This window comes from Salipaludibacillus sp. CF4.18, assembly GCF_051262595.1.
Lineage (GTDB): Bacteria > Bacillota > Bacilli > Bacillales > Salisediminibacteriaceae > Salipaludibacillus > Salipaludibacillus neizhouensis.
The window spans coordinates 26,730-41,175 of the sequence record NZ_JBIMEV010000041.1 but is presented as its reverse complement, the minus strand read 5'-3'; the positions used below and the strand labels follow the sequence as shown (position 1 = coordinate 41,175).

Genomic DNA, 14,446 nt, shown 5'->3' with positions numbered 1-14,446 from the left:
CGGAAGATCAAGAAAATGATTATTATGCTTACATAAATTAAGTTTCACCTAAAATTATTACACAACTTTCGCAGAATGAAGTAGGCAGGTGGGTATGCTCTTAATGTAGTTAGGTAAGCCTCCCCAGGTAAATACCTGTGAAAAACTACTTAGCTATGCGATTTTCAACTTCTAAAGGAATCATCTAGGTACCGCCAGTCCATGAGCTTTACAGAAATTAAATTGATCTGATTATTCTAGGCGTGAAAGTTGATTTTATTATAAGTTTGCTCATTTCTAAGGGTGCGCAATAAAATGAAGCATCCAGTATTTCATTTCCCTTTAATACTCAAATACTTAGTTTAGACTTCAGATTAAATTTTTACTTCCAAATGTATTAACCCAGTCTTGTTGAAACTGATCTATGCTGCTTGATGTACTCAAATGAGAAAGTGATTGTTTTAGAATATCTGGGCTAGCAGTGATAGAATGAGTTCCAAGCATCGCGCAATCATGAACCTGTTTAGAGTTTTTAAAGCTTGCGGCTATCACCTGACAGTTATAATCAAAGTTATTAATTAGAAAGAGACTTTCTTTGACGACTTTTAGTCCATCACCACCGTGGTGGTCTATACGATTAACGTAAGGAGCAACATAAGTTGCGCCTGCTTTTGCAGCCCAGTTTGTTTGTTGAGGATGGAAAACTGCGGTTGCCAATGTAGTAATATTATTTTTTTCGAGATATTGGATAGCTTTTAGCCCGTTTGAAGTAACAGGGATTTTTATCACAGTATCTTTTCCAACCTGGTCTAAAAGCTGATAGGCCTGGTTAATGAGTTTATCATATTCATCTTCAATTACTTGTGCAAATAATAGTTGGTCTTTGTGGAGAACTTCTCGGATGTGTTTTAACAAAGATATGGGAGATTCATTTGTTTCTTTACTTAGTATCGATGGATTTGTTGTGACACCATCAATAGGCAGTATGTTGTTTAACTCTTTAATCTCATCAATATTAGCTGAATCAATATAAATTTTCATTTAATCACTCCAAGTTTGTTATTTGATAAAAGAAAATAACGAGCACATAATTTATATGTACTCGTTTATCAAACTGATTTAGTGCATCACTTGTCCGCCTGTGACATTAATAGATTGTCCTGTCATGTAAGACGCCTTTTCTGATGCATAGAAGATAACGGCATTTGCAATATCATCATAGGTACATCCTCTATTTAATGGTACCTTACTTTTGTAAACATCCAATACTTCATCTTCTTGAATGTCTAGCTTTTTCGCATATTGCGGGATGAGGCTTTGGAACATAGGGGAATCCAAAAGGTTCCCGGGCAAAATTGAATTGACACGAATGTTATGTTCAGCCAAGTCGAGGGCAAGACTTTGTGTTAGTCCAATACCCCCAAATTTAGAAGCAGAATAAGCGGAATTGTGTTTACTGCCAACTTTACCAGATTTAGAGTTAATCTGAATAATATTACCAAATTCTTGTTCAATCATAGTTTTAGAGATCTCTCTCGCACAAAGGAAGTATCCTTTGAGGTTGACATCCACTGTTTTGTCCCAATCATTTACTTCAAAGCTAGTAATTTTCTTGCTGACGGCAACGCCAGCGTTGTAAACTAGAAGATCAATGGTTCCAAATTTGTTTTTTGCTTGATTGACGAATTCCCTGACATCGTCCTCTTTCGTGACATCACTTTTGACGGCTAATGTTGGAATATTGTATTTTTCAGCTACCTCGTTAGCTACTTTCTCAGCATTTTCTTTATTTATATCAACGACGACCACTTGATAATTTTCTTCAGCAAGTCGGTAACAAAGTGCTTCTCCGAGACTTTGACCTCCACCTACAATAATTGCTGTTTTCAAACTCATATAGAACCCTCCCTCTATTTTAATCGCGTAAGATTTTTATTTTATTTCCATCTTGAACTGGAGTAATTTTTTTATTTTCAAGGCACAGATATCCTGGCAATTCCGGCTCAGTTTTTCCGTAGAAACTCAGGGTGATATGACCCAATTGATTGAGATTTTTATTTACAGCACTACCTACTGCGGTTACGTCGTAGGATTCTTCACCGATATACAGTGTGTCGCCAACCTGTATATCTTTATGAAGTTGATTTGTTTCATGTAATACACAATATTCTTTCATTTCTTCCGGTGCATTAGAGCTAAATAGAATAATCATTTGGTCATCATAAAAAGAGTCAACCATACTACCAAGTTCCACTACGTTTGTTTCATAAATGACTGTCATCTTTCACAACTCCTTTAAATATTGATACTGATACTAGTAATTTGTATATAATCCGAAGCTGGCCAACCAGGCTACGAATACAGTTGGTGCCCCTGTTAAAAATCTGGAGTATAAAACGGATGGAACTCCAACCTCTACTGTTTCCGGTTCTGCTTCCGCAAGACCAAGACCTACTGGTACAAAGTCAGCTGCAGCTTGAGAATTGATTGCAAATAATGCGGGTAAAGCAAGTTGAGGTGGAATATTTCCTCTTCCTATCTCCGTACCAATTAATACCCCTACAACTTGAGCAATAACGGCTCCTGGTCCTAAGAATGGGGATAACAGTGGGAAAGAAACCACTAATGATATGACTAATAGACCGGGTAGAGAACCAGCGTAAGGTGATAAAAATTTAGCAAATAGATCACCGATTCCTGTCTCTAAAATTACCCCGATAAGCATAGCAACAAAAGCCATAAAAGGTAGAATTGTTTTCAATACTGTATCGATAGTATCTCGACCTGCTTGGAAAAGGTTATTTACAATATTACCCATTCCCATTCCAATCTTAGTCATGAGTCCTCTTGGTCTTTGTTGTTCACTTATTTTTTTGTCAGAAGTATATTTTCTCACTGGTTCTTTTGGTTCTTTATTTTCTGTCTTGACTGTGGCAGAAAGTTGAGACTTGTCGTCCAATAAAGTAATGTCTTTAGGACGCACTGCTGACACATATATGTCCTCTGTGATATGCTTAGCTAACGGGCCACTTTGACCTGTTGCTTCGATGTTTATTGTCGGGATCCTCTTTTGTGGATAGATACCACAGCGTAGTGTGCCTCCACAATTGATAATGACACAAGCCGTTTCTTCGTCTGGAACACTTGTTTTAAATCCGTCAACTAATTCACAATCAATAAGCTCAGCAACCCGAACCGCAACGTCGGGTATGTCGCCACCTGTGATATAAACAACTTTGTTTTTCTTTTCATCTGTGTGGATATGAAGTGGCCCGCCAAATCCACCTGGTCCTGCCTTCACTTCAATGGATTGATAGTTATTCTGACTCATATTAACACCCCTTTATAATTCAATTTTCTCTTTCAGCTTAATTCCTTGTTGCTTTTCTACAAATGCAGTTGTAAAGTCTGTGATCCAACCTCTGAAGAAGTTTGTAACAATACCAACTAAGAAATAAAATACAGCAAGTTCACCGACAGGTAACCCAAGTGTTGTAATACCACTCGCAACACCCAAAAATACAAACAATTCACCAGGATTTACGTGTGGAAATAATCCGTTATGTGAATGACACGAATAAGACGCAGCTGCGTAATAACTGGGCTTATGTTTTTCAGCCAAAAACCTTCCAAGTGATAAAGTCATAGGATTTGCTAAAAAGAACGTTCCTACCACTGGTAAGATGAAATACCTCGAAAAAATATTTGTCCCTGCCTTCGCAGCAAAATTCTCCACTCTCTCTTCACCAATAAACTTTACAATCGCATTCATTGCTACTAGTAAGCAAATCAATAACGGTATAATTCCTGTAACAAAATCAACAAATACTTCTCCACCGGCTTCGAACAATCCTATGAAACCATCAGCAAAATTTGTAATTAAATCTACCATTTTTTCACCCCTCTTTTAATTTAAAAAACTTATTTGATATTTTCTTGAACAAACTCGGATGTTCTAAAACTTCACCTCCTTCTAAAACTACAGTTTTATATTGGAAGACTGCGTCTTGTATAGAGGCAGCCGTCAATACGTCATATTGTTTTAAATCTACTTCTTTGATTTTTAAGATGCTTTTCTCTTCTAATCCTTTAAGCACCTTTACTTTAGATAACACTGTAATACCCTGCATTTTTCTAGCGTCTATTATTTCTTTACGAGAATTCACTCCTAGCAAGACAACTGTGCCTGCCCGGAAAAACCCACGTCTTCGTCCAATCGCAACTTTTCCTTTTCTTCTCATCTCTACGAAATGTTTATTGAAATGCTGTATTTGGAGAAATCCTAGGAAGCTTTGAACCAACCAAGCCAAGCCGATTAAAATAATTAAATAAATGATCATTTCCCCACTCCTTTAAAGCGTTCTCAAAAGTTATTTTAATAATTCTTTGGCTGTTTCTTCATCTGTAACTAGCACATTTATAAACTTTCCTTTTATTGCTCCCAGGATTGAAGGAACTTTCTCTTTTGATTCAGCTACACCAATTGAATAAGGGACATTTCTGAGTTTAGGTAATTCAATTGCAATTGTTCTTTCCGCTAAATCAGAATGAATAACTTTCCCTTCTGCATCATAGAATCTTGAACAAATATCTCCGATGGCATTTTCTTTATCTAGTTCTTCTACTTCCTCATATCCAAAGAATCCCGTCCAAATGAGGTTCGATGATTTTAATTGGGCTCCTATACCTAATACTGCTACATCCAACTTCGCCCAATAATCTAGAATCCTTTTAAAGTGTGGAGAGCTTATCGTATCGTCCTTAGTCTCCCTTTTATTTACAATAGCAGCTGAATCAATAAAATGTGCTTTTCCTTGAAATGCTTCAGCAGTTTTATAGATGATAGTATTTACGTGATAGTCTGCATCAACAGCGCCCGGTCCACCAACTAATGGAACAATATCAATTTCTCTTTTCTCACAGTTAATAAGTTGGTTCGAAACATTGACGATTGTCGTCCCCCATGCAAATCCGAGTGTATGCCCATTTTTTAGAATGCGTTTTAAATATTCAGCGGTAGCCAAACCAAGCTTTTGTTTAATTACTTTCTCATTATCATCAAAAGATGGCACGACAATGACTTCCTTAAGTCCGAATTTAGCTTCTAATTTTTCCTCTAGGTTATATACATCTTCAAAGTCGGAATTAATTTTTATTTCAATAATACCTTCTTGTTTCGCTCTTTTAAGCATGCGACTAATCGTTGTTCGATAAATTCCTAATTCTTTAGAAATCTGACTCTGAGTCATTTCTTGTTCATAGTACATTTTTGAAACTTTTACTAACAGACGGTGTTCTTGCCATAACGACATATTCTTTCACCTCTCGCTCTCACTTGCACATATGTGCAACGTGTGAATATCTGTGCAACTCATGATTCTGATTATATGGGAGCTTGTTTATTTTGTCAAGGAGACTTCAAATTAAATTTAAAAATAAAAGGGTTAGTGGATCCGGAGTATTAATATCCGGCGAGCTGCCTCATTTTATGCAGTAGATCATGAGGTTAAGAAAAGATATACAGATCATATTATAGTTATCATAGGATTCTGAGAAGAGGGGCTGATTATTTCTGAACTATTTAAAAGATATATCCGAACTATTGCTCTTGGTTCATTTTCTAAAGATAGAGTGGAACGGCATTGCAGAATAAATGGTACGAAAACATAACTAATACTCCTAACCTGCCTCACTTATTTTGAGATAGGTTTTCGTTGTCCACAGCGCTGGGCGTAATCTATAGGGTGTAAGTCCCGAACTGTGAAGGTAGAAGTAACATATAGCTTAACGCACTGGTGTCCACGGTGACGTGGAATCTGAAGGAAGCAAGCGGAAAACCTCCGGTCACAGGAACACGAGCTTCATAGAAGGCTAGGTGTAATTGGAAGAGTTTGCAAAACAAAACAAATTCCTTTCTACCAAAGGTGACAGAGTAAATGAAGCAGATAGATGGAGGGAAAGGTTACGTCCTTTTACCTGGGGAGGTCTGATAGATAAGCGCAATCCCCATGGGGTACATTAGAAGGGCTGAAAGCTGTTACCACACAAGAAGAACGGACAATTCACGTAGGAGTTGGCTACTTGCCGTAATATCTATGTTCAATCTAAAAAAGCGGGTTTACGCGTAATAAAAAGCATGACGACATTTAAAACTCAAATTAAAGATGAATGAACAGAAAGTGCAGTAGACTGCCATGGAAACGAAAATTCCTTGGTTTTTCTTTTACTTTTCACAAAAAGAATCCAAAAATCTGAATTTCAAAAGAGAGTTTCAAACGTTTTAAACGTTTGAAACAATGTATTCGAGTGTTAACTTCTAGAAAGAAATCGATCGCTATGGAAGGAAGAATCGAAAAGTTAATTTCTACTTTTAGAATTCTTACTATACAGTGCAATCACTTTACGATTTTCCTTCTTCCATTCAGCGTTTCTAATCATTGGAATAGAAATCTCCCATATTCCATATAGGTCATGAGCATTGAAAGTTCCAGTGTCTTTTGATCATCACTTAAATAGACGCAATGATTATCTCATATTTTAAATAAAAAAAACTATAATCATAATATATGTAAATATGTCACCGACATTTAATAACAATAAAAATACTCTTGTCTTCAATATGTTTTAATGAAAGATTAAACTCCTAAAAATAGTACATCTCTTAGAATTGTTCAACCAAAAAAAACGACACCATTCCTCGTAAAGACGAAGAACCGCATCGTTGATAGGTTTATGTATGGTGGAGCCAAGGGGGCTCGAACCCCTGACCTCCACGCTGCCAGCGTGGCGCTCTCCCACTATGGTTAGTTGCACTGCCCCAAAAATTATCGGTACCCCAATGTGTTAAACCATCAAATAGAACGCAGGCTTCCCCTACTAAATCAAGTAGCTACCTATTTCATTACCAAACCACCATCAACTATCATACATTGTCCGGTGACAAAAGATGACCAGTTACTTGCAAAGAAAAGCACACTCCCTACAATATCTTCAGGCTTTGCAATTCGATGAAGAGGTGTTTGGCTTTTTATTAATTCTTTTATTTCTTCTTTTGTTGATCTGCTTGCATCGGTTGGATAAACAAGTCCAGGTGCCACGCAATTTACTGTTATTCCAAAAGATCCTAAATCTACAGCTAAATTTTGAGAGTACGCAAGAACAGCTGCTTTTGCTGTATTATAATCATGGTAAGGAACGATAGGACGGAAAACAAGATTGCTAACCATATTAATAATCCGACCAGCTCCGTTTTCCTTCAGCACAGGGATAATATATTTGCAAACATTATATGTTCCTTTCAAAGCTCCATCAAGCTGAAGTTGATAGTCTTCCCACTCAAGTTCCCAAGCTAGTTTTCGTCTCTCTGGATCAAATGTATAGTTAGGTAAGGCATTATTAACAACAATATCAATCGTATCAAACTCCGAGACTACTTGAGCAATCATCGTTTTCATATCAGACTCGATAGTAACATCACCTTGTACTGCAAATGCATCAATATCGTAATGTTCCATTAATTTTTCTGCAAGGTTTTCTGCCTTATCTTTGCTTTTTACATAATTAATAATAACCGTCGCACCTTGTTGAGCGAAACCTTTTGCTATTTCTGCTCCTATTCCTCTACTAGATCCTGTAATGAGAACTACTTTTCGCTTTAATTCTGTATCCATATTTATCACCTATTCTAATTGTTCTACGAATTCATTTGTTGTAAAGTTTTCGATATTTACTCTTTCCTCAAGTAGCCCCAAATCATAGTACACTTCTTCTACTTCTTGTAAAACTTCGGTATTTAACCACCCTAATCCTTTTTCTTCTAATTCATCATTCGTAGAAGATTTATTCCGAATATGAATGATTTCAATATTTCTATCCTTATCTTGTCCATCAATTGCAGCATCAACAGCGATTTCAGCAGCTTCTTCTGGTTGGTCCATTGTATAATTGACACTATCGCGATAAACTTGTAAGAAACGAAGAAGCATATCTTCTTTTTCTTGGAACACGTCTTCTGTTACAACAAAGACATCCGCTGGGGTATTTAACACATCTTTTGCTTCCATAACATCTACTTCTCCTATATCATTTTGTTGTGCATCAAAAAGACCTGTATCTGTTGCTGCTGTTGCAACAACCTGGTTATTCATTAATGGGCCAAAATTTAAAACACCTGTCTCAATAATATTTACATCTTCCTCTGTCATCCCTGCTTGATGAAGAAGAACAAGAAGATTTTGATATGTTCCGCTAGCACGACTATAGACACCGACATCTTTTCCACGTAAGTCTTCCATCGTATTAATGTTGCTGTCTTTAAGAGAAACAATATTAAAGACATTTTCAGGATAAATATTATAGATAACTCTTAGTTCCTCCCCTTGTTCAAGAGCTAAGAGAACAGCTTCCACATTTGCAAAAGCAATATCAGCATTCCCAGAAATAATATTTCGGACAGCATCTCCGCCACCAGATCCCGGAATATACTCAAAATCAAGACCAGCTTCGTCAAACCACCCTTTTTCATCTGCTAAATAAAGGTTACTTTGTTCAACAATTGACTGACTCCAAGAGGCCATTTTTATTTCCTCCATGGGTTGTTCTTCCAATGCATCATTATTTACCTGTAAGACTTCTTGTTTCTCCTCATTGGTTCCACATCCAACAACACTTAGTGTTAATAAAGTAAATAAATATGCAGGACCTAATTTCTTTACTAGTTTCTTCATTTTATTTCCTCCTTCAAAACATGTACTTTTTAAAAAATATAGCTTCAATCCAACAAATAGATTGATACAACAAAATACCTTTAACTGTAAGTAAAATAAAAACAGAAAACATTAACGTCGTGTCCATCATTCCTTGGGAAGCAATGATCAGTGCTCCTAACCCTTTATTTGCACCAATAAATTCACTAACGACTGCACCCACCACACTTAATATAACTGCCACACGTAATCCGGAAAAAATGTATGGCATAGCGGCAGGTAAGCGTACTTTCATTAAAGTTTGATAGGAAGTCGCCCTTAATGAGCGAAACAACATTAATTTATCTCTACTAACATTGGATAGTCCGGTGACAGTATTTTCAAATAATGGAAAGAAACAAACGAGAGCGACGATTAAAATTTTTGGTGTATAGCCAAACCCAAACCAAAGAACGAGCAGTGGTGCTAAGGCCAGCTTCGGCATCGCTTGAGAAGCGATAATATAAGGATGTAAAATTTCCTGCGCGGGCTTCGATAGAGAAACAATAAATCCTAAACCAATACCAAGTAAAGAGCCTGCAAAGAAGCCACCAAATACTTCAATGGATGTTGCGATTATATGTGGATAAAAATAGCCACTTTGAAAATGTTGCACAAGGTTGAAGGCAATATCTGAGGGAGTTGGCAGAATGATCTGTGAAATGTCCTTTATGCGTACAACTCCTTCCCAGATAATCAACATGACAAGGAACAATAAGATTGAATAAAGCTTCATTTTTTTCATATAGAAGAGCCACCTACTCCTTCAAAATGTTGATAAATATCTTTAATAATAGTAGTTGTAGAAGGCTCGAACTTCCACTCTTTTCGTCTTGGTCTAGGAAAAGGGACAGAAAACTCTTTGACTGCTTGTCCTGGTTGTTCTTCTAATAAGAAAACTTTATCTGATAAGTAGACAGCTTCTGTAATATCATGTGTAATAAATATAATTGTTGTCGAAAATTCGATGGACAGTTCCATCAATTCTAATTGAAGCTGCTCCTTTGTCATCGCATCTAAAGACGAAAATGGCTCATCCATTAATAGAATTTTTGGCTGTGTCAACAACGATCTTGCTAAGGTAACTCTGGACTTCATCCCTCCCGATAATTCATGGGGATATTTCTCTTCGTGACCAGCTAACCCAACAGAATCGATAACCTCTTTCGCTTTATCAATATCAGACTTATTCGGCCGTCTTTTTAACTCTATTGGGACCAAGACATTTTCAAGTACATTGCGCCATTCTAAAAGAACAGGACTTTGAAACACATAGGTTATTTCGTTAATCGGCTCGTTGATTTTTTTCCCACAAACGTTTATTTTTCCTTGTGTTGGGGAAAGCAACCCACCGATCATTTGCAGTAATGTCGTTTTTCCAGACCCGCTTTTCCCGATAATACTGATAAATTCACCAGGTTGAACCTGCATATTAATATTGGATAAAACAGGTTTCTTACCAGCATTAAACTGTATGCCAACATCTTGACACTCAATAATAATCGTCATTATTTCTCTCTCCTCTAAATTCTGAAAGGGTCAAAATCATCCATAAGGTCCTCAAGGGAAGCCTCTACGTCACAAAAATGAACGAGATCAGCTAAATGAAATCTTCCATCATGATGCCAACCAGGCTGTGGATGAGGCATCGATCCTAGCGCACAAATACGATTTACACCAGATTCCCCTAACATTGAAATAATGGAAGAAAAGGATTGAGGAGAACAACCTACTCCAACCGTTTGAATGTAACCTTTTAATTTATTTATATACTTCTTAATGTCTAAGATAGAATCAACTGGAATGACTGTTACAAAACGATTAAGTGGTGAGAAAGGAAAAGTATCTTTCCGTATATTCTCTTCCAAATCACGATATACAACCGTCCATGCTGTATTATCATTACTTTGTATTATGCGTAAGTTATTATTTTCAAAACTTTCCAATTCTATCGTTGAACGAAATTTCACAATGGCATGCTGTTCTTCGTCAGTTAAATCGGCTCTTGGATGTTTATGCTGGATGTTTGCCATTTCATTTGCAAGCATTTCAGCAAAGTCACTAGTTGAATATTTCCCATTTCGTTCAACAAAAAAGACATGAGGTGATAGACACCCTTGCTGGTCAAACCACGATACATCAGAAGCTGCTAATTTAGCCGCTTCTGCTCCTTTCGTAGCTGATAGGCACTCGTTGGTTATGACACCAAAGCTAACTTTATGTCCATGTGATTGGAGGGGAACATGAGATGGAACTTTCTGTTTGATCGATTCAATGGATTCTTTTCCACCATAGGCAACCACGGCATTCGATCTTGAAAAGCTTTCTTTTTCTAATGCTTCATCTCCGCCTTTCCACGATAAAACAGCCATCGCATCTGCGAGTTTAGGGTCAATCTCCTTTAGTGTTTTAGCAAACAAAACCGGAAATAAAGGCTCTGATGATGAGACCTTACCTAATGTTGCTGATTTAAGTAACAAGCCTGCCGTGAGACTCCACAGCGGTAGTGCAGGAACATTCCCTGAAAAAATATGTGTGATTAACTCTGGTCCATAAGCTCTGTAAAGGCCACCTGATTTCCGAGGACGAAACTCATCTAAAATCAATGGATTAGGAAAATCCTCATCAATCATGCGTTGTAATTTTTCTTTACGAAACTCTCGTAAATATTGATTGAGAAATAAACGAACCATTTCAGGATCATATCCAGTTATAATGGGTAAAAGATGTTCAGCAAACTGCCTTAACTCATATCGAGGGTCTAACCACTTTTGAATTGCTTCATTTAAAATCTTGATAATATCATTTGTTTTGAGTTTCCGTAAATAGGTTTGTTGCTGAAATTTCAACGTATCAGTTAAGTAGGTAATTATTTCTGGATTTAGTTCCGGCACTTGTAGTTCTAGCACTTCATGATGGTTCTCAAATACCAACTTCTTGAGTGGTAGGTTTTTAACATGCTCTTCACAACTTTCCGGTACATGAAAGCAGGAATAGTTCAAAGTCATATTAGGATTCTCCTCCTGTTGGTTGTGTGGAGCTGATAAATTGCTCTACTGCTAAGGAACAACCTTTCGCCTCTGCCCCTTCAGCTCTGCCTAATAACGTAAAGCCATTTTCATTCTGGACGCCTATATCCTCAGTTAGAATGCTCATGATTGAATTAAGGTTGGCCAAATCATAATGAACAATGAGACCTTTTTCACCTACTGGTTTCTGTTTCATATGTTCCACATCAACAATAACCGTTCTTACCCAGTGTGGTGCCTTTTTTACCGAAGAAATTGGCTGTTGGTTGAAATAATCATAAAGATTTCGGTCATATATCTGTGAGCTTAATTCTGTCATTCCATACATATTTACTGACATTTCTAAAGGTATATTAAGTAGATTGCACATTTCTTGTTTAAACTCATGTGGATCCATTTCACGCGAACGTCCTTTCGCTCCTCCAGTATCCATCAGTCTGCTTTTAAGAGAAAGATTAAAACAAATCCCTTCTTTTTTACAGTAATCCAATAAATGAATGAATGAAAAAGTTGCACCTATTAATAGAATCGGTTCGTCTGATTGTTCAGCTAATCGAAGTTCTTCAATCAATTTTTCAAGTTGAAATCCGTCTTTAGAGAAAATATATTGACTATTATCAGTACCATACGCTGTTTTGGCAAGGTTTAAATAATGTGCTAAAGATGAATTCGGCATCTCCTCTTTTGGCGGGAAAAGTACAAACATCTTCATTTTTTCAAAATCAGGCATAATGAATGGTTTAAAATGAGCCATCATAGAGTGATTATATATTTGCAAATCACGATGATAATTCTTCCCGCGTTTTTCCGGATTTGTCGTTCCACTCGTCATAAACAGTGCCTCTGTTTTTTCTATTGGAAAGGAAGACAGTGTTGTTAATTTAAATGCATCTATTGCAATAGGTGGGATCTCTGTAAAATGTTTTATCGTCCTTGGTGAAACACGGCGTTTTCTGCAAAATTTGCGAAAAGGCTGATTATGTTCATATTGAAACTGAAAGACTTTTAACGCCATCGTATTAAATTCAACATCCGTTGCTGTTAGTTGATCGATAAATTCTGTCAAGTCTTGTTTTAATTGCAGATAATCCTTAAACAATGTGGACACTCCAATCGATATAAATTTTTGGCATACAAAAAGCCCGCTTCCAAAGAGGTTGCGGGCATCTATTGATAAACTATATGTATTCAAATAGCTCATTAATCTGATGTCCACTTCCCTACGCTATAATTAGTTAGATCAGGTTCAAAGGGTCTTAAAGTTACACTTTAATCTCAGCCAAAACTTTGGCCCCCCCAGTGGCAATTGCTTTATGAAATTTATTTTTAATTCTATAATCATATCAATCTTATCACGGCGTTTATGTTTGTCAACCAATGAGATAGTTCCAACGCACCATCAACATTGGTACAAGAATTAGTATAAAACGCCACTCTTCAATTCATCTTTAATAGTATAAAGTACTATTGAGATAACTGAAGTAGACATTTTGTTTTTCCTCCCTCTAATACGGTAACTGGAATTTTTTTGTTCATTAATACACTCCCTTCCTAATGAAATTCGGGTCTATGATTTGTCTTGCTTTTGTCTGCAACATTTCTCTTTAACGTTATTGTAGAGCCTTTCTTAAAGTTTCAACATTTTTCTCCATTAAGCTAAAGTAATCATCCTCATTTTCAATATTCTCCTCTACTAGTGCAGAAAGATTGTGCAGCCACAACTCCTCTGCACCCACTTGTTCACGAACTGTTTCAGCAATATTTGTTGGAATATTCTGTTCGAACATGACGTAAGTAATATCATTGCTTTCCATAAAACTTATTACTTCTTGAATTTGTTGAATAGTTGGCTCATTTGTGGATGAAAGACCTGAAATAGCTATTTGATTAATGCCATATCGATCTTTCCAATATCCGTAAGCGGCGTGAGAGACAATCATTGTGTCTTGTGTTACTTCATCAACCATGCCTTGAAAATTATCGTCTAACTCTTGCAAATCCAATTTTAGTTCCTCAAAATTTAGGCTGAATTCTTCTTCAGCGTCTGGACGAGCCTCCACTAAAGCATCTTTTATATTCTCTGCAACTTCAATTGCACGGATCGGATCTAACCAAACGTGGGGATCATTTTCACCATGTTCATGGTCGTGGTCGTTATCATTGTTTTCATGCCCATGATCATTATTTACATCATCGTGATCGTTATTCTCATGTCCATTATGCTCATCATCATGACCTCTAATCTCACCAGAGTCTTGTTTGTTATGATTATATTTGATAAGATCTATTCCTTCTGAAGCCGTAATTATTTTCACGTCATGAGAATCCACTGCATCGATAATACTATCCGAAAAGCCTTCATAGTCTGCTCCGTTGTAAATAAATAAATCCGCTTCTGCTAACTCAATCATCTGATTAGCTGTGGGTTCAAACGTATGTACATCTGATCCAACCGGAACTATGTTCTCCACTTCAACATACTCACCACCAATTCGATTTGCAAAATCCTCTAACGGGAATAGCGTTGTCATAATTTCAATGGTTTCAATTGAAACATTTTCTACTTCCTCGTTGTTTGATAAATTTGTGTCCACTTCATTTTCACCACATGCCGATAGAACCGCACTGGTAACAACTAAAGTCGAAATAATAACAGATACTTTTTTCATTCCATTCTCCCACTTTTCTTAATGA

14 protein-coding genes and 1 riboswitch are annotated in these 14,446 nt (G+C 36.8%); all 14 genes read right to left on the bottom strand.

Translation table 11 applies throughout. The features are described from left to right. Window positions 1–348: 348 nt before the first annotated feature. The 14 genes from ACHABW_RS19300 to ACHABW_RS19235 all read right to left on the bottom strand — a co-directional run bounded on the left by ACHABW_RS19300 (window position 349) and on the right by ACHABW_RS19235 (window position 14,421). Window positions 349–1,020, bottom strand: a complete 672-nt coding sequence (locus ACHABW_RS19300) for a transaldolase family protein (RefSeq protein WP_435757697.1) — start codon at window positions 1,018–1,020, stop codon at window positions 349–351. Between the two features lie 78 nt (window positions 1,021–1,098). Further along, on the bottom strand, window positions 1,099–1,875 hold the full coding sequence (gene srlD, locus ACHABW_RS19295) for a sorbitol-6-phosphate dehydrogenase (RefSeq protein ID WP_435757695.1): 777 nt from the start codon (window positions 1,873–1,875) through the stop codon (window positions 1,099–1,101). 19 nt (window positions 1,876–1,894) lie between these two features. Then, on the bottom strand, window positions 1,895–2,260 hold the full coding sequence (locus ACHABW_RS19290) for a PTS glucitol/sorbitol transporter subunit IIA (RefSeq protein ID WP_435757693.1): 366 nt from the start codon (window positions 2,258–2,260) through the stop codon (window positions 1,895–1,897). Window positions 2,261–2,293: 33 nt separating this feature from the next. Further along, complete coding sequence (srlE, locus tag ACHABW_RS19285; RefSeq protein WP_435757691.1) at window positions 2,294–3,310, bottom strand: PTS glucitol/sorbitol transporter subunit IIB; 1,017 nt, start codon at window positions 3,308–3,310, stop codon at window positions 2,294–2,296. Between the two features lie 12 nt (window positions 3,311–3,322). Further along, window positions 3,323–3,871, bottom strand: coding sequence for a PTS glucitol/sorbitol transporter subunit IIC (gene srlA, locus ACHABW_RS19280; protein WP_435757689.1), 549 nt, complete (start codon window positions 3,869–3,871; stop codon window positions 3,323–3,325). Between the two features lie 4 nt (window positions 3,872–3,875). Further along, complete coding sequence (locus tag ACHABW_RS19275) at window positions 3,876–4,319, bottom strand: transcriptional regulator GutM (RefSeq protein WP_435757687.1); 444 nt, start codon at window positions 4,317–4,319, stop codon at window positions 3,876–3,878. 30 nt (window positions 4,320–4,349) lie between these two features. Then, window positions 4,350–5,291, bottom strand: a complete 942-nt coding sequence (locus ACHABW_RS19270; RefSeq protein WP_435757685.1) for a sugar-binding transcriptional regulator — start codon at window positions 5,289–5,291, stop codon at window positions 4,350–4,352. 1,581 nt (window positions 5,292–6,872) lie between these two features. Further along, entirely contained in the window at window positions 6,873–7,649 is a 777-nt protein-coding gene (locus tag ACHABW_RS19265) for a 3-oxoacyl-ACP reductase (protein ID WP_435757683.1), read from the bottom strand. A gap of 9 nt (window positions 7,650–7,658) precedes the next feature. After that, window positions 7,659–8,705: an ABC transporter substrate-binding protein gene (locus tag ACHABW_RS19260; protein ID WP_435757681.1), complete on the bottom strand. Its 1,047-nt coding sequence runs from the start codon at window positions 8,703–8,705 to the stop codon at window positions 7,659–7,661. 13 nt (window positions 8,706–8,718) lie between these two features. Beyond that, a complete protein-coding gene (locus tag ACHABW_RS19255) occupies window positions 8,719–9,468 on the bottom strand; it encodes an ABC transporter permease (protein WP_435757679.1) in 750 nt (249 codons plus the stop codon). Next, window positions 9,465–10,232, bottom strand: a complete 768-nt coding sequence (locus ACHABW_RS19250; protein ID WP_435757677.1) for an ABC transporter ATP-binding protein — start codon at window positions 10,230–10,232, stop codon at window positions 9,465–9,467. The genes ACHABW_RS19255 and ACHABW_RS19250 overlap by 4 nt, the downstream gene beginning before the upstream one ends. A 14-nt stretch (window positions 10,233–10,246) precedes the next feature. After that, window positions 10,247–11,731 carry an acyl-CoA reductase gene (locus ACHABW_RS19245; protein WP_435757675.1) on the bottom strand — a complete coding sequence of 495 codons (1,485 nt, stop codon included), beginning with the start codon at window positions 11,729–11,731 and terminating at the stop codon, window positions 10,247–10,249. A gap of 1 nt (window position 11,732) precedes the next feature. Beyond that, window positions 11,733–12,851 carry a long-chain fatty acid--CoA ligase gene (locus ACHABW_RS19240; RefSeq protein WP_435757673.1) on the bottom strand — a complete coding sequence of 373 codons (1,119 nt, stop codon included), beginning with the start codon at window positions 12,849–12,851 and terminating at the stop codon, window positions 11,733–11,735. 101 nt (window positions 12,852–12,952) lie between these two features. After that, window positions 12,953–13,060, bottom strand: a riboswitch (TPP riboswitch). A gap of 302 nt (window positions 13,061–13,362) precedes the next feature. Then, window positions 13,363–14,421, bottom strand: a complete 1,059-nt coding sequence (locus ACHABW_RS19235) for a metal ABC transporter solute-binding protein, Zn/Mn family (protein ID WP_435757671.1) — start codon at window positions 14,419–14,421, stop codon at window positions 13,363–13,365. Window positions 14,422–14,446 lie beyond the last annotated feature (25 nt).

Excerpts from the sequence above, each read along its gene's own strand:
- ACHABW_RS19270 (WP_435757685.1), bottom strand. The coding sequence starts at position 5,291 with ATGTCGTTATGGCAAGAACACCGTCTGTTAGTAAAAGTTTCAAAAATG.
- ACHABW_RS19250 (WP_435757677.1), bottom strand. The coding sequence starts at position 10,232 with ATGACGATTATTATTGAGTGTCAAGATGTTGGCATACAGTTTAATGCT.
- srlE (WP_435757691.1), bottom strand. The coding sequence starts at position 3,310 with ATGAGTCAGAATAACTATCAATCCATTGAAGTGAAGGCAGGACCAGGT.
- srlD (WP_435757695.1), bottom strand. The coding sequence starts at position 1,875 with ATGAGTTTGAAAACAGCAATTATTGTAGGTGGAGGTCAAAGTCTCGGA.
- ACHABW_RS19300 (WP_435757697.1), bottom strand. The coding sequence starts at position 1,020 with ATGAAAATTTATATTGATTCAGCTAATATTGATGAGATTAAAGAGTTA.
- srlA (WP_435757689.1), bottom strand. The coding sequence starts at position 3,871 with ATGGTAGATTTAATTACAAATTTTGCTGATGGTTTCATAGGATTGTTC.
- ACHABW_RS19235 (WP_435757671.1), bottom strand. The coding sequence starts at position 14,421 with ATGAAAAAAGTATCTGTTATTATTTCGACTTTAGTTGTTACCAGTGCG.
- ACHABW_RS19260 (WP_435757681.1), bottom strand. The coding sequence starts at position 8,705 with ATGAAGAAACTAGTAAAGAAATTAGGTCCTGCATATTTATTTACTTTA.
- ACHABW_RS19265 (WP_435757683.1), bottom strand. The coding sequence starts at position 7,649 with ATGGATACAGAATTAAAGCGAAAAGTAGTTCTCATTACAGGATCTAGT.
- ACHABW_RS19290 (WP_435757693.1), bottom strand. The coding sequence starts at position 2,260 with ATGACAGTCATTTATGAAACAAACGTAGTGGAACTTGGTAGTATGGTT.
- ACHABW_RS19275 (WP_435757687.1), bottom strand. The coding sequence starts at position 4,319 with ATGATCATTTATTTAATTATTTTAATCGGCTTGGCTTGGTTGGTTCAA.
- ACHABW_RS19245 (WP_435757675.1), bottom strand. The coding sequence starts at position 11,731 with ATGACTTTGAACTATTCCTGCTTTCATGTACCGGAAAGTTGTGAAGAG.
- ACHABW_RS19255 (WP_435757679.1), bottom strand. The coding sequence starts at position 9,468 with ATGAAAAAAATGAAGCTTTATTCAATCTTATTGTTCCTTGTCATGTTG.